We start from the raw sequence: 17,744 nt of genomic DNA, 5'->3' as shown, positions 1-17,744 counted from the left end.
GCTGACGGGCTCAGTCATGACAAGGAACCGATACACCATGAGCCGCATATATGCAGACAACGCACAGGCTATCGGCAACACGCCCCTGGTGATGATCAATCGCCTCGGGCCCAAGGGCGTGACCATCCTGGCCAAGATCGAGGGCCGCAACCCGGCTTATTCGGTGAAGTGCCGGATCGGCGCCAACATGGTCTGGGATGCCGAGTCCCGTGGCGTGCTCAAACCGGGCATGACCCTGGTCGAGCCGACCTCCGGCAATACCGGTATCGGCCTGGCGTTCGTCGCCGCCGCACGGGGCTACAAGCTGATGCTGACCATGCCGGCCTCGATGAGCCTGGAGCGTCGCAAGGTCCTCAAGGCGCTCGGCGCCGAGCTGGTACTCACCGAGCCGGCCAAGGGCATGAAAGGCGCGATCGAGAAGGCTGCCGAGATCGCCGCGTCCAATCCCGAGCTGTATTACATGCCGCAGCAGTTCGAGAACCCGGCCAACCCGGCGATCCACGAGAAGACCACTGGCCCGGAAATCTGGAACGACACCGAGGGCGCCATCGACGTGCTGGTATCCGGCGTCGGTACCGGCGGCACCATCACCGGTATCTCCCGTTACATCAAGCAGACCCAGGGCAAGGCGATCCTCTCCGTGGCGGTCGAGCCGGTTTCCTCGCCAGTGATCACCCAGACGATAGCCGGTGATGAGGTCAAGCCCAGCCCGCACAAGATCCAGGGCATCGGCGCCGGCTTCGTGCCGAAGAACCTCGACCTGTCGCTGGTCGATCGCGTTGAGCTGGTCAGCGATGAAGACGCCAAGGCCATGGCCCTGCGCCTGATGCGCGAGGAAGGCATTCTCTGCGGGATTTCCTGCGGCGCGGCGATGGCCGCAGCGGTACGCCTGGCCGAACAGCCGGACATGCAGGGCAAGACCCTGGTGGTGATCCTGCCGGACTCCGGCGAGCGCTACCTGAGCAGCATGTTGTTCAGCGATATGTTTACCGAGCAGGAACTGCAGCAGTAGGAAGTCAGCTGCCTTGACGATCCGCTCGTTTCCAGCGTCCGTTAGGGGCGAGCCGATCCAGCTGAACGAGTGATGAGCTAGGGCGTAGATATCGTCCGGTCACGAGCTATCGGAAAGTCGCGCCGGTTATGTCCAATGTGGGAGGGCGCCAGGCGCCCGATTCGCGGGCATGGACTCGGCGTCCCCGCCCGCTCCCACAAAATATGCAGTCGGCCTCACGCTGTGGGTTTCAGCTCACCAACTCCATTGTTCGAGGCAATGGAAGTACCAGCTAGCACCTGACCGCGGTGGTGCGGCTTTACCTAAGCCGCCAGGCTTTTGCTAGGCCGAACCACCAGCCACAGCGCGATGGCGATCAGAATGCCGCCGTACAGGTGCGCCCAGGACAGCGGCTCGTCGAGCAGCAGCGCGCCCCACAGCACACCGAAGATCGGGATCAGAAAGGTGGTGGTCGAGGCCTTGATCGGCCCGATGTCGTTGAGCAGGCGGAAATACAGCACATAGGCAAACGCCGTGCAGCCCAGGCCCAATCCCAGCAGTGACGACCACTCCAGCCAGCCGCCCCAACTCGCTGGCGCCTGTATCGCGAGCGAGCCACCGAACAGCGGTAACAGGAACAGGCTGGCGCCCAACAGGCTGCCAAACGCGGTGAGTCGATTGTCCAGGCGTCCTGCTATCCAGCGTCGGGTGAGGAAACCGGCCACGCCATAGCATGCAGTCGCCAGCAGGCAGGCGAGGGCGCCCAGCAGCAGGCCGCTATCCAGCTGTGCCGGGCCGCTACGGGTCAGCACGGCGACACCGAACAGGCCCAGGGCCACGCCCGCCGCTCGGCTCTTGGTCATCGCTTCGGCGAAGAACAGCGCGCCGATCAACACGCCCATCATCGGTGTGGTGGCATTGATGATCGCCGAGTAGCCCGCTGGCAGAACCAGCGCGGCCATGCTGTACATGGCCGACGGAATGCCCGCATTGATCACCCCGAGTATCAGGCACAGGCCGAGCTTGCCGTGGAAATTCCACTTCACCCGCATCAGCAGCAGGATCGCCAGCAGGCCCAGCATGGCGATCGAGGCACGAAAGAACGCCGTCGGCATGCTGCCAATCACCGGCGCGACGATGCGCATGAACAGAAAACTGGCGCCCCAGATCGCGGCGAGCAGCAAGAGGCGCAGCATGTCGGCAGGGCGCAAGGTGAGCTCCAGTGAATGGGCGAAAGGTCAGCAGTTTTGCCGCATGGCCGTTGCAAGGCAAGCCCACAATCGACTTTCAAAATGTAGCGGGCGTGCGCCCGGGCTCAAGGGAGGCGCTGGAGGGATTACAGTGGCCACTATTGTTTGAACGGGGGGTGCGCCTGCGGGTCGCACCTCAGGTCCGCTCGCGTGACGATGGCAGTGTTGAGTCGCCCGTCGGTTTCACGGCCACTGCAACCCGGGTGGCTGCGCCACGGGGCGCCAAGCCGAACTATGAAAGGATCCTTTTCCATGAGCTGCAGACCCCCTTCGCGCGCCTTCGAGCTTTCCCGCCTGAGCAGGGCCCTCCTGCTATGCGGCTGCGCAGCGGCGGGCACTTCACAGGCCCAGCAAGCCGGCAGCCTGGTGCTCGAACCCAGCGTGGTCAGCGGCTCGCGCAGTGCGGCGCAGAGCTTTGATCTGCCATTTTCGGTGGACAGCATCGATCGACATCAGATCAGTGACGGCCAGTTGGGCATCAATGCTTCCGAGGTGCTGACCCGGGTGCCCGGCCTGGTGGTGCAGAACCGCCAGAACTATGCGCAGGACCTGCAGATATCCTCCCGCGGTTTTGGCGCACGCTCGGCCTTTGGCGTGCGCGGTTTGAAGTTGATCAGCGACGGTATTCCCGCCAGCACCCCGGATGGCCAGGGCCAGGCCGCGACCTTCAACCTGGACACCGCCGAGCGCATCGAAGTGCTGCGTGGCCCTGCCTCGACGCTGTATGGCAGCAACGCCGGCGGGGTGATCCAGGTGTTCTCCCGTGACGGCGTCGGCCGGCCGCGTATCGGCGCCGAGACGCTGATCGGCAGTGATGGCCTGACCCGTAGTCACCTCAGCGCCGAAGGTGAGGCAGACGGGGTGGGTTTCGTGCTCGACGCCTCACGGATGGACACCGACGGTTACCGTGACCACAGCTCGGCGCGCCGTGACCAGACCTTCGCCAAGCTGAACGTCGAACCCGATGAAGACAGCAAGGTGGCGCTGATCTACAGCAGCCTGGAGCAGAACGGCACGCAAGATCCATTGGGACAGGCGTGGGCGGCTTACAAGGCCGATCCGCGTTCGGTCGCCGCCAATGCGCTGAACTTCGATACCCGCAAGAGCATTGATCACCAGCAGGTAGGCGTGAATTACGAGCGCTATTTTGGCGAGGCGACGCTGCAAACCACGGCTTATGCCGGCAAGCGCAGCGTCATCCAGTATCTGGCTATTCCTCAGGCGCCTCAGCGTAACAATCCCGCTCACAGTGGCGGCGTCGTCGACTTCGACCGAGAGTTTCATGGCGGTAGCATTCGCTGGCTGCAACCGGTGGACGGAGTAAGTGGGGATCTGCGCCTGGTGTTCGGCCTGGATTACGATCAGAGCCGCGACGATCGACGCGGTTACGAGAACTTTTCGGGGGCTCGCAACGGCATCAAAGGCAACCTGCGCCGCGATGAAGTCGATACCGTTACCAGCCTGGATCCCTACGCCCAGGCCACCTGGAACATCGGTAACTGGACCCTGCAGGGCGGCTTGCGCTACAGCACCGTAGAAGTGGATGTCGATGACACGTACAGCGTCGGCGTCAATGGCGATGACAGCGGCACCAGGCGCTACGAAAAGGCCACGCCATCGGTCAGCGTGGGCTACGCCTTCACCCCGGATCTGAACGGTTACGTCAGCGTCGGCAAGGGTTTCGAAACGCCAAGCCAGGCCGAGTTGGCCTATTCCCAGGGCAACGCGGGCTTCAATTACGGCCTTGAACCCTCGGCAAGCACCCAGTACGAAATCGGCCTGAAAGCCCGCCTCGCCGAAGAAACCCGGATCAACGCCGCGATCTTCCAGATCAACACCGATGACGAAATCGTCGTGCTGGAAAATCGCGACGGCCGTACCAGCTACCAGAACGCCGGCAAGACCCTGCGTCGCGGTTTCGAACTGGGCGTCGACAGCCAGCTCGATGAGCACTGGTCGGCGGCGTTGGCCTACACCTACCTCGCCGCAACCTACGATTCGCGCTTCGCCGCTGGCGACGCCATCATCGACAAGGGCAACGACCTGCCTGGCGTGCCGCGCACCACATTATTTGCAGAGCTGGCCTGGAAGCCGGTCGATGGCATCAGCACGGCCCTCGAAGGCCTTTATCGCAGCAAGGTGTACGTCGAAGACAGCAACACCGAGAAAGCCGCGCCAGGCTACGCGGTGTTCAACTGGCGTACCCGTTTCGAGCAGCACGTCGGCCCCTGGCAAACCCACCAGACCCTGCGCCTGGATAACCTGCTGGACCGGCAGTACGTCGGTTCGGTGATCGTGGGTGATGGCAATGGTCGTTTCTACGAAGCGGCGCCAGGACGTTCTTGGTACGCGGGTGCTGGTGTCGAGTATCAGTTTTGAGGAGCCCGTGCAGAGCTGTGAAAACAGTCGAATGGCTGACGTGATGGCGGGCACCGCCGCCTGAGGGAAACTAAGCGACGTTCGGTAGCGACTTGCAATGCTTTAAGACAGCTTTGCTCTCCACTACCGGGTGTGTTTCGGCTACTCTGAAATCAAGCGGTCACCATAGCCGCGCGTAGTTCGAGGATACTCTTATGAAAGCCTGGTTCGAAAAAATCACTGCCCAGCTCAATGCCCTGTTTGCCCCGCGCATGCAGCCTATTCCCATTCGTAGCGAAGAGCAGCGTCGTCTGGCCGAAGAGCGCCGCCTTCGTCGCTGAGTCGCCCAACGCAAGTTGACCAAAGCGCCGCGCCTTGCGGCGCTTGTAGAACGTTCTGACGCCTCGTGACACAGGTGCGGCGTTTTGTTTTTGGTTGATGCTTGCCTCGTTGGCCCTTCGCGGCCAATGCCTACCGATGCATGAGCTGCATCGTCGTGTCGCTCATTCGCTGTAATCCCCTCAGCTTTATCCAGCTGGCGCCCCCTGGTAGCCGGTTCTTCGTGGTGGCCAGCGCTTTGCCTGGCGCCATCTGCTGCGACTTTTTCCCTCCCATAGCTTGGTAGCCAGCCTGCTTTCCCCTGGGTTTAGGACTCGCTTGCCAGGCCCTGGCGAGGGGCGGTCACGATCTCCCTCAAGGCGCTCTCAAGTCGTCGACGGGTTTGCCGACAACAGAGATGCCCATTCGGGTAAGCAGAGAAAAAGCCCTGGCAGGGAGCCGGGTAGCACGGACCTTGACCGGCTTTTTCTCGTGCGTTTGCGCATTTACACACCAACCGCCTACCCGTGCTGGCGCGGCAGCTTTGCTGTGCTAGACCTAGTTGAGTGGAAAGGACGTACCCTTCACGTATTAAAGGATCTCAACCATGCGTCAGAATCTTCCGGTAACTCAGCGGGAACGGACTTTCCCCGGTCACGAGCGGTTGATTTCCACCACTGATCTAAACAGCAAGATCACCTACTGCAACGATGCTTTCGTGGCCATCAGCGGGTTCACCCGCGAAGAGCTGATCGGCCAGCCGCACAATCTGGTGCGCCATCCTGATATGCCGCCTGCCGTGTTTGGCCATATGTGGGACACCATCAAGCAGGGCAAACCCTGGATGGGCATCGTCAAGAATCGCGCCAAGAATGGTGACTACTACTGGGTCAGCGCCTATGTCACGCCGGTTTACGAGCATGGCAAGGTGGCGGGGTACGAGTCGGTTCGTTCGTTGCCCAGCGAAGAGCAGAAGCGCCGTGCAGAGAAGTTGTACGCGCGTTTGCGCAATGGCAAGTCGCCGGTGCCGGCGATTGAAACCCTGACCTATGACCTGATTCGCTCCTGGCCACTGATCATCGCGACGTTGATCATCCTGGCGGCCCAGACTGCACTCTCCGGGGTATGGCTGGGGCTGCTGGTGGTCGCGGTGATGGCGGCACTGGCGTGCTATCAGCTGTACAGCAAGCGCGCGCTGATTCGGCACACCCTTGGCGAGCATCCCAAGGCGTTTACCAGCAGCCTGGTGGCGCTCACCTACAGTGACAACCGAGGCGCCCAGGCGTTGCTCGACATGGCCATGATCAGCGAAGAAGCGCGGTTGCAGACCGCCCTGACGCGCCTCGAAGATGCCGGCGTCAACGTCAAGAAGCAGGCGGCCCAGGCCGCCGGCTTCTCCCGCGCGGGCGCCGAAATGCTCGACCAGCAGCGTAGCGAGACCGACCAATCGGCGACTGCCATCAACCAGATGGCGGCCACCATTCAGGAAGTCACCCAGAACGTGCAGAGCACCAGCCATGCCGCCGAGGAGGCGGACCGGCTGGCCAGAGAAGGGCGGCAACTGGCCGGCGGCAGCCTGGAGTCGATGCAGCACATGGCCAAGGCCGTGGCGGATATCGGCCAGGCGGTGAACGATCTGGCCAACTCGACGCAGTCGATTGGCAGCGTGGCCGACGTGATCACCTCGATTGCCGAGCAGACCAACCTGCTGGCCCTCAACGCCGCCATCGAGGCCGCGCGCGCGGGCGAGCAGGGGCGTGGCTTCGCCGTGGTCGCCGACGAGGTGCGCTCACTCGCCTCGCGCACCCGCGAGTCGACCCAGCAGATTCACCAGATCATCGCCTCGCTGCGCGCCGGTGCCGAACGCGCCGTTGTCACGGCCGGGCGCGGTGAGGAGATCTCCCGGGAAAGTGTGCAGAGCGTGGAGGCGGTGCGCATCGCACTGGATGGCATCAGCGAATCGGTCAGTCGCATCAGTGGCATGAGCCAGCAGATCGCGGCTGCCTCCGAGGAGCAGGGCCAGGTGGCTGACGACATCAGCCGGCAGATCACCCGCATCGCCCACCTGTCCGAGCAAGGCGCCGAGCAGGCCCACCAGGGCGCGGCGATTGGCAAGGAACTGGAAACCATGGCCGACTACCTGCACAGCCTGGCCGAGCGCTTCAACCGCTAGGGTCTGTTGCCGTTTCACGCACGGCCCTGCGGGTTGCGCGGGAAGTCTCGCCATGTGTCGTTGGAGGACTTGGAAAGGGAATGCCATTCCCTGCGTCCTCCGCCTAACCTGGCGAGATTTCTCGCGGCAACGCGGCTCGCGTTGAAACGGCAACAGACCCTAGGCCAATGGGCGGCTGTCTTTGCTGATCAGTCGCTCATGCAGCTCTACCGTCAGGCCTTCGATTCGCTCGCTCAGTTGTTTGGTGATGGACGTCAGCTCGGTATTCTGACGAATCAGCTCCAGCAACTGGGTGCTTTGTTGTGCCGCACTCTCCAGGCGTTTCTCGTTGGCGACTGCCAGTTCTTCACGGTGTTTCGCATCGGCCTCCGAGTGTGCTTTGTCGCGGGCTGCCTGGCGAGTCTGCGCCAGCAGGATCAGGGGCGCGGCGTAGGCAGCCTGTAGGCTGAACGCCAGGTTGAGCAAAATGAACGGATAGGCATCGAAACTGCTCAGGCCGCTTGTGTTCGCGACGATCCAGGCCACCACTATCAGCGTTTGTACGCCGAGAAACATCGGCGTGCCGAAGAATCTTGCGAAGGCTTCAGCCTTGAGGGCGAAGGTGTCGTTTCCGAAAGGGCTCGCCAGGTGGGCATGGTTGCGGTGGAAGCGCAGAGGGTCGAGGTGGGAGGTCGAGGGTTGCTCGGCAGGCGTGTTCATTGTCGGCTCCATGGGGCAGGGCGCGCAGTGGTGAGTGGAAAGGCACGGCGCTTGGCTGGAGCACCACTAAAGTTGTCTGGTTGCCACTGCAGCTTACGCGGCAGTTGGCTTGTGGCACACTGCCTGGCTGAGGAGAGCCAACGATGTCACGCCCCCGCTGTTGCCGCTGCAGACGACCAGAAAGCCATTGTCTGTGCGCGCTGATCCCCGATTTGCCCAGCCGTACCGAAATTCTCGTGCTGCAGCACCCTGATGAAGTCGACCACGCGCTCAACACAGCCAATCTCGCCGTGCTGGGCTTGCGTAATGCCACCTTGTGGGTGGGCGAAGCATTCGATGATTTGCCGGGCTGGCTGGCGCAGACGGGTTATCGCACCTGCCTGCTGTTTCCGGGAGAGCAGGCGCTCTCGGTGGTCGAGCTCGGCAGTGAGGGAGACGGGCGCCCGCTGCGCCTGGTGGTGCCCGATGGCACTTGGCGCAAGGCGCGCAAACTGCTCTATCTCAATCCTGCCTTGGCGGCCCTGCCTCGAGTGGCCCTGGCCGATGCGCCGCCGTCGCGCTATCGCCTGCGCAAGGCGCCGATGGCAGGCTCGCTGTCGACGCTGGAGGCGATAGTCGCGGTGCTCAACCAGCTCGAGGCACCAGCCGATTACCGTGAACTGCTCAAACCCTTCGATGCACTGATCGAGGGGCAGATCGCGGCGATGGGGGAGGAGACCTTCAGGCGTAACCACCTGCGTTGAGGGGCAGTACCCGCTCAGGCAAAGCTGCCGTCACGAAAATCACGCAGCGCCTGCTCGATTTCCTCCCGGCTGTTCATCACGAACGGCCCGTACTGCACGATCGGCTCGTGCAGTGGCTTGCCGGCAATCAGCAGCACGCAAGCACCGCCGGCACTGCTCAACAGCAACGCGCCCTCATCATCGAGCCTTACCAGTCGACCTGCCTTGGCCTCATGACTCTGCTGTACCTGGATTTCGCCCTGGTACACATACAGCAAGGCGCGATGACCTGCCGGCAGTTCAGGGCGTACGACGCTACCGGCGGGCAGGCGCATATCGAATAGATGCGGCTCGGTGTGAGGGCGCTGTACAGCGCCGGTCTGGCGACTGTCGCCTTCGACGAAAGTGCCGGCAACGACCACCACCTCGACGTTCTGTTCGGTGCGCAGGCGCGGAATCTGCGTACTGGGGATGTCGCGGTAGTCCGGGTCGGCCATCTTGTCGCGGCCCGGCAGGTTCAGCCACAGCTGGAAACCGCGCATGGCGCCCTGTTCCTGTTCGGGCATCTCGCTGTGGATGATGCCCCGGGCGGCGGTCATCCACTGTACGTCGCCGCCTTGCAGCAGGCCGACGTTGCCGAGGTGATCCTCGTGGCGCATGCGCCCTTCGAGCATGTAGGTGATGGTCTCGAAGCCGCGGTGCGGATGCGGCGGGAAGCCGGCGATGTAGTCGTCGGCGTTGTCGGTGCTGAATTCATCGAGCATCAGGAACGGATCGAAACGCTCGATACCGGCGCCGCCGATGACCCGGTTCAGGCGCACACCGGCGCCGTCGGAGGCCGGCTGGCCCGGTTGGATGGCGAGGACAGGGCGTAGTGGGTTCATCTGGCTGGCTCTGGTGAACAACGATGAGGCCATGGTAGGCCAGCCGGGCCGCCAGATGGATGGGAAAAGATCAACTCACCTATCGAGAAAGTCGATGTGCTGACGGCGCCCTGGGGCGCCGTCAGGGTTTTCACTCGGCGATCTGCAGCTTGCGCGACTCGGTATAGAAGAAGCGCAGCTTCTCGTACTCGAACGGCGAGTTCAGCTGGCCATAGCGGAAGCTGGTGGTCGCGCGCTGATCGATGCCCCTGAGCACGATGATCTCGGGGTGATCACTGCTTGTTTCGGAGACGTTGAGGTAGTTGATCTGCTGGTTGATGCCGTAGTCCACTACCAGCCCCGTGGTATCACGCAGGTTGGACGGGCCGAGGATCGGCAGCATCAGGTACGGGCCGGCAGGGGAGCCGTAGAAACCCAGGGTCTGGCCGAAATCTTCGCGCTGCTTGGGCAGGCCCATGAGCGTGGCCGGATCCCACAGGCCGGCCACACCCAGGGTGGTGTTGAACAGCAGGCGCGCCGTGGTGTTCATGGCGCGTTCACCCTTGAGCTGCAAGGCGCTGTTGACCAGGTTGGGGACGTCGCCCAGGTTGCTGAAGAAGTTGGTCACGCCCTTTTGCACGAAGCCTGGGGTGACGTAGCGGTAGCCGTCGACCACCGGCAGGAACACCCATTGATCGAACCGGTAGTTGAAGTGATAGACGCGGCGGTTCCACGACTCCAGCGGATCATGAACCTCCAGCGCCGAGAGCGTGGAACGCTCGAACTCGCGCTGGTTCAGGCCCGGGTTGAACTTGAGCTCGCGCAGCGGTTGCTTGAAGCCATCGTCATCGACGGTGGTGCTCTGGGCGGAGGCGGCGCCGCAGCTCAACAGGGCCGTGAACAGTACGAGAGCAGGATAGGACTTAGCCACGGAAGAACTCCAACATGTCGTTGCTGTTGACGCGGTAATTGAGGTTGCCGCAGTGGCCGCCGTATGGGTACACGGTCAGGCGATCGCCCATGGTCCGGCGCAGGAAGCCCAGGTCGCCGGGGCCGAGGATCACGTCATCGGCGTTGTGCATCACCGCGATCTTCGGGCTGTTCTTCAGGTAATCCTCGATGCCGTACAGGCTGACCTCATTGATCAACTGAGTGATGCTGCCGCCGCCATCACGGGCGCGCCACATGGGGATCAGCTGTTCGGTCATGTAGCAGTCGAAGTCGCACTGCAGCGCGCGGCGGAAGAACGGTGTCAGGCTGGTGCCTTCGCCAATCGGGTAGTCGACCGGGGTGATCAGGCCACGGCGGTTGATCAGGTCCGAGGTGAAGGCGATATCGGCGGCCGAGAAGCGGAACGAGGTGCCGATTAGCATGGCCAGCTGTTCGTTGCTCAGGTGCTGCTTGGACTGCTGGAAGTCGTAGAGCAGGGCGTCGTTGATGTCCACGTAGCCCTTCTGCTGGAAGTAGCGGGTCAGCTTGGCCAGCACCAGCTCGTAGAAGGTGGTGCGGTTGCTGATGCCCTTCACCTGGGTCTGTACCAGGCGATCCAGGTTGGTGATCGAGGTGTACAGGTTGACCGGCGGGTTGAGCATCAGCACGCGCTTGAAGTTGAAGCTGCGGCGCGTCTCGTCCAGCTGGCTGACGAACGCCGCATGCAGGGCGCCGAGGCTGTAACCGGTCAGGTAATAGTCGGTGACCTGCAGGCGCGGGTGCTGGGCGCGCACGGCCTGCATGGCGCGGTACATGTCCTCGGCATCCTCGCGGCTGATGCCGGGCGTGGCGAAGCGCGAGGCGGAGGTCATGAAGTCGTAGCTGGTCGGCGACGACAGCTGCACCACATGGTAGCCGGCGCCGTAGAAGAGCTTCTTCAGGTACTCGGGCGTGCCGCTCGAATAATGCGCACCGGTGCCGGCGATGATGAAGATCAGCGGTGCCGGGCCATTCTGCTCGGCCAGCCGGTAGCTCATCTTGGTGACGGCCCAGAAGTTGTCCGGCAGCTGGAATTCGCGTTCCGGACGCAGGCGCACGCGGTAGTCAGCCTGCTTGATGTCCGCGTCTTCCGGCAGCTTGGGGCGCAGCTCCGGCGGCGTGGTGGCAATGGTGGCTTCGAACGGGTTGGTCAGCGGATAGCCGTAGGTCTGCGCATCGACATCGACGGCCCACACGGAGGCGCTGAGCAGCAGGGTGCCAAGCAGCGCTGCAAGACGGGGGATGAAAGACATACAAGATCCCTTTGGAAGAGAACATTCTTTTCAGAGGTGGGCCGGCAAGCCGGTGCTTTCGGCATCAGCCGCGATCACTAGGACAACCGCTGTTGTATCAAAGTGCCATGGGAAATTCTGCCATGCTGCACAGCGGGTATACCAGAAGGCGACTGGGCCGCCAACGGCCTTTGCCACGGGCCTATGCGTCAGCTTCGGTGGCGCCCGATTTGCCGCTTGCATCCGCCTGCCGGGAGATTATGCTGAGCGCCGTTTTCAAGCCCTCTGGAGTGCAGCATGCCTCGTCGTATATCCATCGTCGCCCTGGTGATCGCGGCGCTCGTCTGCGTGATTGCCAGTTACGCGTTGCGCTACCTGCTCATGGAAGGGGATCAGTGGGTAGGTCGCTGCGTCGAGGACCCGGGCCTTCTGGCCTGCCAGGTACGCGCCACCCTGGGCTGGATGATTCACTTGCGGGTCATTGCCTGGGCGGCGCTGGGTTGCGCGCTGCTGGCGTTCGCGCTGCCTGGCGTGTGGGGCTGGCGCCTGGCCGTGCCGGGGCTGCTGCTCGGTTTGCCGGCGCTGGCCTTGTATACCGCGAGCCTGGCAGTGTTCGCAGTCGTCATTTCCTTGCTTCGTCTGGTACGCGCGCCAGCTGTGGTGACCCGCTAACGCTGCCCGGGCGCTGCGCGGCGAGCGCAGCGCCCGGGCAGCGTTAGCGGGTTTTCGAGTGGCGCAGGCTGCGCCACAGCGCTGCGGCCAACAGCGCGCTGGTAATGGCCCAGCCGATGGCCTGCAGGTTGTCCAGGGTTTCCTCATAGAGCTGCGGCACGATGCCGGCGGCGATCAGCACCGCCAGCACGGCGATTTCCCGGCGCGGCCCTGCCACCGGGCGCAGCAGGTAAACCAGTGCCGGCAACAGCAGCGCGGCGCTGGGGAAGCTGCGATAACGCGCATCGGTCACCATCGCCAGCATCATCACCGCGCCGGCGAAACCGGCTGCCGCCAGCCACCAGCCGGCACGTCGCTCCAGCCAGCCGAAGGCCCGGGCCCGCCAGCCCTGCGCCGTGGACAGCGCCAGCGCGGCATGGGCCAGTACCAGCAGGTTGAGGGCGACCAGGGCACCCGCCCACAGCCATTCGCCGAGGTAGCGGCTGGTCACCCAGGCCAGCTCCGCCCACAGGCCGATGCAGCCAGCGCCCAAGGCGGCCAGCAATGGCAGCAGCACGGCGTTGCGCGGCGAGCTCGGGCGACCACCGACCAGCAGCCCGAAGCCCAGAACGCCGGCGCTGATGGCCAGCCACAGCGGCCAATGGGGCAGGTTGGAGACCGGCCCGGCGAGGATCGACTTGTCCTGGCGATCGGCGTCGTACAGCCCCCAGAAACCGCCCACCGCGCCCTCGCTGACCCGTTTCCAGGGTTGGTCGAAGGCTTCGATCAGGTTGTAGCGCCAGCCATGCTGCTCGGCCAGGGCGACGAAACCGCGAATGAAGGTGGCCTGGTTGACGCGGCTGGGCACCGCGGTTTCACGCTGGCGGCCTTCGCTGGGCCAGCCGGTCTCGCCGATCATGATGTCCTTGGGGGCGAACTGCTTGCCGAACAGCTCGCGCACTTCGGTCACTTCATGCAGGGCCGCGTCGATGCCGGCCGGGTTGTCTTCCCAGTACGGCAGCAGGTGGATGGTGATGAAGTCGACCGCTGGCGCGACTTCCGGGTGCTTGAGCCAGAACTCCCAGACGTCGGCATAGGTGACCGGCTGGCTGATCTCGGCCTTGACCTGGTTGATCAGCTCGACCAGCTGCCCGCCGGTGACTTCCTTGCGCAGCAACGCTTCGTTGCCGACGATGACCGCCTCGACCACATCCGGATTTTCCTTGGCCAGCTTGATCAGGCCCTGGATTTCGATGGCCGTGTCATGCGGGTTACGGCTCACCCAGGCACCGGTGATCAGCTTCAGGCCATGCTTGCGGGCCAGTTCCGGCAGCTTCTCCAGGCCGGTGACCGAATAGGTGCGGATGCATTGAAAGCGCTCGGCCAGCAGCGCCAGGTCGGTGTCCATCTGCTCCGGGCGGATCTGCAGGGGCAGATCGAAGGGCGACTGGTCCTTGCCGAACGGCGTGTAGGACGCGCACTGCAGCTTGTGGGTCGGCGTGGCCGCGTCGGCCAGGGTTACCGGCTTGCCGATGGTTTGCCAAAGGCTGCCAAGTGCGAGAAAACCGACGATGCAGGCGCAGAGATAGGGGAGCAGAGGAAAGCGAGCGGTGGCAGGCATGGTCGAACACGCATGGTAATGGAGACGCGCATCTTAGCGGCGAGCAAGGGCTTTAGATAGACGCGGAAAACGTAGTTACAAAGGCTCCTTTGACGTGGCGTTCAGACTGGCTATTTTCATCCTGCGGCGTGAGGAACACCCGCGTCGCTCAACCCGAGTGGAACTTACAGAGGATGTTGATCATGCTGAAAACTACCCTGCAAGCCCTGCTGTTTTCCGTGGTTGCCAGTGCGTCAGTGCTGGCCAGCGCCAACGAGGCGGCGAAGGCACCGGCTACCGAGCCCGTGGCCCAGCAAGTGGCCGAACTCAATCCCATCAACCTCAATACTGCCGACGCCGAGACCCTGCAACGCGAGCTCAGTGGCGTTGGCGCGGTAAAGGCACAGGCCATCGTCGCTTATCGCGATACCCATGGTGACTTTGCCTCGGTGGACGAACTGCTCGAAGTCAAAGGCATCGGCGCCGCATTGCTCGAACGCAACCGCGACAAGCTGACCATCAGCCAGTAGCTGCTGGCCCCCCAGGCCGCGCCTGCTTCGCCAGGCGCGGCTTTTTCATGGGCAACAGCTTTTCATCACTGCATCTCTATCCTCTATCGCGAGCCTGGCTGGCGCGCTTTCTGCTTGCTCGCCTGGTGATCGCAGATTTCATGGCGCCCAGGTAGTTGGCACCCTTGTTGCAATCACCCTTGCAAAGCACACGCGGCGTCAAAAAACCGCGGTCAGTGGAGGAAAGGTCATGAGTCAGGGTGTCGCGTTCAATCGTCTAATGCTGGAAATGCGCTCCATGCAGGCCGAGGCCATGGCGCGCAAGCCAGCCGTGGCCGAGGCCCAGGAAGTCGGCGCGCCGAGCTTCTCGGACATGCTCGGGCAGGCGGTGAACAAGGTCAGCGAAACCCAGCAGGCAGCCGGCCAACTGGCCAACGCCTTCGAAATGGGCCAGAGCGGCGTCGACCTGACCGACGTGATGATCGCCTCGCAAAAATCCAGTGTCTCGTTCCAGGCCATGACCCAAGTGCGCAACAAGCTGGTTCAGGCCTATCAAGACATCATGCAGATGCCGGTTTAAGGGGTAGATTTCGATCATGGCCGACACTCTCGCCGCAAACGTACCTGCCACCGCCGCCGACAACGCACCGAAGAAGCCGCTGCTCGGGCTGACCTTCCTGGAAAACCTCTCGGACATGCCGCTGCTGCGCCAGGCCGGCCTGCTGGTTGGCCTGGCCGCCAGCGTGGCGATCGGCTTTGCCGTGGTGTTGTGGTCCCAGCAGCCCGATTACAAGCCGCTGTATGGCAGCCTCGAGGGCATGGATGCGCGTAGCGTGATGGAAACCCTGGCCGCCGCCAATATCGACTACACCATCGAGCCGAACTCCGGCGCCCTGCTGGTCAAGTCCTCGGACCTGGCCCAGGCGCGTATTCGCCTGGCCTCCGCCGGCGTGGCGCCGACCGATACCAGCATCGGTTTCGAGATCCTCGACAGGGAGCAGGGCCTGGGCACCAGCCAGTTCATGGAGGCGACCCGCTACCGTCGCGGCCTGGAAGGCGAACTGGCACGCACCGTGTCGAGCCTCAACAACGTCAAGGCCGCTCGCGTTCACCTGGCGATCCCGAAGAGTTCGGTGTTCGTGCGTGACGAGCGCAAGCCCAGCGCCTCGGTACTCGTAGAGCTGTACTCGGGCCGCAGCCTGGAGCCAAGCCAGGTGATGGCCATCGTCAACCTGGTGGCCAGCAGCGTCCCGGAAATGGACAAGGGTCAGGTTACCGTCGTCGATCAGAAGGGCAATCTGCTGTCCGATCAGCAGAACATGTCCGAGCTGAGCATGGCCGGCAAGCAGTTCGATTACAGCCGCCGCATGGAAAGCCTGTTCACCCAGCGCGTGCACAACATCCTGCAGCCGGTACTGGGTGTGGGTCGCTACAAGGCCGAAGTTTCCGCGGACGTGGACTTCAGCGCCGTCGAGTCGACCTCGGAAACCTTCAACCCGGACCAGCCGGCGCTGCGCAGCGAGCAACAGGTCAATGAACAACGCAGCAGCGGCAGCGGCCCGCAAGGCGTACCGGGGGCGCTGAGCAATCAGCCGCCTGGTCCGGCTGCCGCGCCCCAACAGGCTGGTGGCGCCGCGGCACCTGGTGGGCCGATCGCCCCCGGCCAGCCACTGGTCGATGCCAATGGCCAGCAGATCATGGACCCGGCCACCGGCCAGCCGATGCTGGCGCCGTACCCGGCCGACAAGCGTGATCAATCCACCCGTAACTTCGAACTCGATCGCTCGGTCAGCTACACCAAGCAGCAACAGGGTCGCCTGCGCCGGCTTTCTGTCGCGGTGGTGGTCGATGACCAGATGCGTGTCGACCCGGCCACCGGTGAAGCCACTCGCGTACCCTGGACCAGCGATGACCTGGCGCGCTTCACCCGCCTGGTGCAGGACTCGGTCGGTTTCGACGCCAGCCGTGGTGACAGCGTCAGTGTGATCAATACGCCGTTCAGCACTGAAGCCGCGGAAGTGATCGAAGTGCCGTGGTACCAGAGCGAGCTGTTCCTGATGGCCATGGGCGGCCTCAAGTCGCTGTTCCCGGCGCTGCTGATCTTCCTGCTGGTGTGGTTCGTGCTGCGCCCGGTGCTCAACAACATCACTGGCGGCGGCAAAGGCAAGGAGCTGGCCCTGGCCGGTGGCGGCCGCGATGGCGACGTCGACCTCGGCGAAATGGGCGGCATGGACGGCCTGGCCTCTGATCGGGTAAGCCTCGGCGGGCCGCAAAGCATTATGTTGCCGAGCCCGAGCGAGGGGTATGATGCACAACTGAACGCGATCAAGAGTCTGGTCGCCGAAGATCCGGGCCGGGTCGCCCAGGTAGTCAAAGACTGGATCAATGCCGATGAATGAGAACCGCACCACCGCCAAGATGAGCAAGGTCGAGAAGGCCGCGATCCTGCTGCTCTCGCTCGGTGAAACCGATGCCGCTCAGGTGCTGCGCCACCTGGGCCCCAAGGAGGTTCAGCGCGTGGGTGTGGCCATGGCCGCCATGCGCAACATCCATCGCGAGCAGGTCGAGCAGGTGATGGGCGAGTTCGTCGAAACCGTGGGCGACCAGACCAGCCTCGGCGTGGGCGCCGACGGTTACATCCGCAAGATGCTCACCCAGGCGCTTGGCGAGGACAAGGCCGGCAACCTGATCGACCGCATCCTGCTCGGCGGCAGCACCAGCGGCCTGGACAGCCTGAAGTGGATGGAGCCGCGCGCGGTCGCCGACGTGATTCGCTACGAGCACCCGCAAATCCAGGCCATCGTGGTCGCCTACCTGGACCCCGACCAGGCCGGCGAAGTGCTGGGCCACTTCGACCACAAGGTGCGCCTGGATATCGTCCTGCGCGTCTCGTCGCTGAATACCGTGCAGCCAGCGGCACTCAAGGAACTCAACCTGATTCTGGAGAAGCAGTTCTCCGGCAGTTCCAATACCACCCGCGCCACCATGGGCGGCGTGAAACGCGCCGCGGACATCATGAACTACCTCGACAGCTCGGTCGAAGGGCCGTTGATGGATTCGATCCGCGAGATCGACGAGGACCTGTCGTCGCAGATCGAGGACCTGATGTTCGTCTTCGACAACCTGGCCGACGTCGACGATCGCGGTATCCAGGCGCTGTTGCGCGAGGTGTCGTCCGACGTGCTGGTGCTGGCGCTCAAGGGCGCCGACGAGGCGATCAAGGAAAAGGTCTTCAAGAACATGTCCAAGCGTGCGGCCGAGCTGCTGCGTGATGACCTGGAGGCCAAGGGGCCGGTGCGGGTCAGCGACGTGGAAACGGCGCAGAAGGAAATTCTCACCATTGCCCGGCGCATGGCCGATGCTGGCGAGATCGTGCTCGGCGGCAAGGGCGGCGAGGAAATGGTGTAAC

At 63.5% G+C, this 17,744-nt stretch carries 16 protein-coding genes; 10 read left to right on the top strand and 6 right to left on the bottom strand.

The genetic code is table 11. From position 1 onward, the window contains the following. Positions 1-37: 37 nt before the first annotated feature. Complete coding sequence (cysK, locus tag QYS36_RS12870) at positions 38-1,012, top strand: cysteine synthase A (protein ID WP_308839850.1); 975 nt, start codon at positions 38-40, stop codon at positions 1,010-1,012. A 302-nt stretch (positions 1,013-1,314) separates the two neighbouring features. On the opposite strand, the gene QYS36_RS12865 is transcribed toward cysK, so the two are convergent. After that, on the bottom strand, positions 1,315-2,202 hold the full coding sequence (locus tag QYS36_RS12865; protein WP_308839849.1) for a DMT family transporter: 888 nt from the start codon (positions 2,200-2,202) through the stop codon (positions 1,315-1,317). A 291-nt stretch (positions 2,203-2,493) separates the two neighbouring features. Here QYS36_RS12865 and QYS36_RS12860 point away from each other — a divergent pair, with 291 nt between their 5' ends. The 3 genes from QYS36_RS12860 (at position 2,494) to QYS36_RS12850 (ending at position 7,090) form a co-directional block, all read left to right on the top strand. Continuing rightward, positions 2,494-4,620 (top strand): TonB-dependent receptor, encoded by a 2,127-nt coding sequence (locus QYS36_RS12860; protein ID WP_308839848.1) that lies wholly within the window; start codon positions 2,494-2,496, stop codon positions 4,618-4,620. Positions 4,621-4,814: 194 nt separating this feature from the next. Next, on the top strand, positions 4,815-4,940 hold the full coding sequence (locus tag QYS36_RS12855) for a PA1414 family protein (protein ID WP_308839847.1): 126 nt from the start codon (positions 4,815-4,817) through the stop codon (positions 4,938-4,940). Between the two features lie 584 nt (positions 4,941-5,524). After that, the gene (locus QYS36_RS12850; protein WP_308839846.1) at positions 5,525-7,090 is read left to right on the top strand and encodes a PAS domain-containing methyl-accepting chemotaxis protein; all 1,566 of its coding nucleotides are present in this window, start codon (positions 5,525-5,527) and stop codon (positions 7,088-7,090) included. 159 nt (positions 7,091-7,249) lie between these two features. Here the strand turns inward: QYS36_RS12850 and QYS36_RS12845 are convergent, their stop codons facing one another. Then, positions 7,250-7,789: a DUF1003 domain-containing protein gene (locus QYS36_RS12845; RefSeq protein WP_308839845.1), complete on the bottom strand. Its 540-nt coding sequence runs from the start codon at positions 7,787-7,789 to the stop codon at positions 7,250-7,252. Positions 7,790-7,932: 143 nt separating this feature from the next. On the opposite strand from QYS36_RS12845, the gene QYS36_RS12840 reads away from it, so the two are divergent. Then, positions 7,933-8,532, top strand: a complete 600-nt coding sequence (locus tag QYS36_RS12840; protein WP_308839844.1) for a DTW domain-containing protein — start codon at positions 7,933-7,935, stop codon at positions 8,530-8,532. 14 nt (positions 8,533-8,546) lie between these two features. On the opposite strand, the gene QYS36_RS12835 is transcribed toward QYS36_RS12840, so the two are convergent. The 3 genes from QYS36_RS12835 to QYS36_RS12825 form a co-directional block, all read right to left on the bottom strand. Then, complete coding sequence (locus QYS36_RS12835) at positions 8,547-9,395, bottom strand: pirin family protein (RefSeq protein WP_308839843.1); 849 nt, start codon at positions 9,393-9,395, stop codon at positions 8,547-8,549. Positions 9,396-9,525: 130 nt separating this feature from the next. After that, entirely contained in the window at positions 9,526-10,305 is a 780-nt protein-coding gene (locus tag QYS36_RS12830; RefSeq protein ID WP_308839842.1) for a VacJ family lipoprotein, read from the bottom strand. Beyond that, entirely contained in the window at positions 10,298-11,596 is a 1,299-nt protein-coding gene (locus tag QYS36_RS12825) for a serine/threonine protein kinase (protein ID WP_308839841.1), read from the bottom strand. Before QYS36_RS12825 ends, QYS36_RS12830 begins: the two co-directional genes overlap by 8 nt. Before the next feature lie 276 nt (positions 11,597-11,872). Here QYS36_RS12825 and QYS36_RS12820 point away from each other — a divergent pair, with 276 nt between their 5' ends. Further along, positions 11,873-12,247 carry a hypothetical protein gene (locus QYS36_RS12820; protein WP_308839840.1) on the top strand — a complete coding sequence of 125 codons (375 nt, stop codon included), beginning with the start codon at positions 11,873-11,875 and terminating at the stop codon, positions 12,245-12,247. Positions 12,248-12,290: 43 nt separating this feature from the next. Here the strand turns inward: QYS36_RS12820 and QYS36_RS12815 are convergent, their stop codons facing one another. Further along, positions 12,291-13,847, bottom strand: a complete 1,557-nt coding sequence (locus tag QYS36_RS12815; RefSeq protein WP_308839839.1) for a beta (1-6) glucans synthase — start codon at positions 13,845-13,847, stop codon at positions 12,291-12,293. Positions 13,848-14,029: 182 nt separating this feature from the next. Between QYS36_RS12815 and QYS36_RS12810 the strand changes: the two genes are divergently transcribed. The 4 genes from QYS36_RS12810 (at position 14,030) to fliG (ending at position 17,743) form a co-directional block, all read left to right on the top strand. Further along, positions 14,030-14,356: a helix-hairpin-helix domain-containing protein gene (locus QYS36_RS12810; protein WP_308839838.1), complete on the top strand. Its 327-nt coding sequence runs from the start codon at positions 14,030-14,032 to the stop codon at positions 14,354-14,356. 229 nt (positions 14,357-14,585) lie between these two features. Next, on the top strand, positions 14,586-14,915 hold the full coding sequence (fliE, locus tag QYS36_RS12805; RefSeq protein WP_308839837.1) for a flagellar hook-basal body complex protein FliE: 330 nt from the start codon (positions 14,586-14,588) through the stop codon (positions 14,913-14,915). A 16-nt stretch (positions 14,916-14,931) separates the two neighbouring features. Beyond that, complete coding sequence (gene fliF / locus QYS36_RS12800; protein ID WP_308839836.1) at positions 14,932-16,734, top strand: flagellar basal-body MS-ring/collar protein FliF; 1,803 nt, start codon at positions 14,932-14,934, stop codon at positions 16,732-16,734. Then, positions 16,727-17,743: a flagellar motor switch protein FliG gene (fliG, locus tag QYS36_RS12795; protein ID WP_308839835.1), complete on the top strand. Its 1,017-nt coding sequence runs from the start codon at positions 16,727-16,729 to the stop codon at positions 17,741-17,743. Before fliF ends, fliG begins: the two co-directional genes overlap by 8 nt. The last annotated feature ends 1 nt before the right edge of the window (position 17,744 follow it).

Source organism: Pseudomonas sp. G34 (assembly GCF_031119625.1).
In the GTDB taxonomy this organism is placed as follows: domain Bacteria; phylum Pseudomonadota; class Gammaproteobacteria; order Pseudomonadales; family Pseudomonadaceae; genus Aquipseudomonas.
This window is presented reverse-complemented; position numbering and strand designations above follow the sequence as displayed.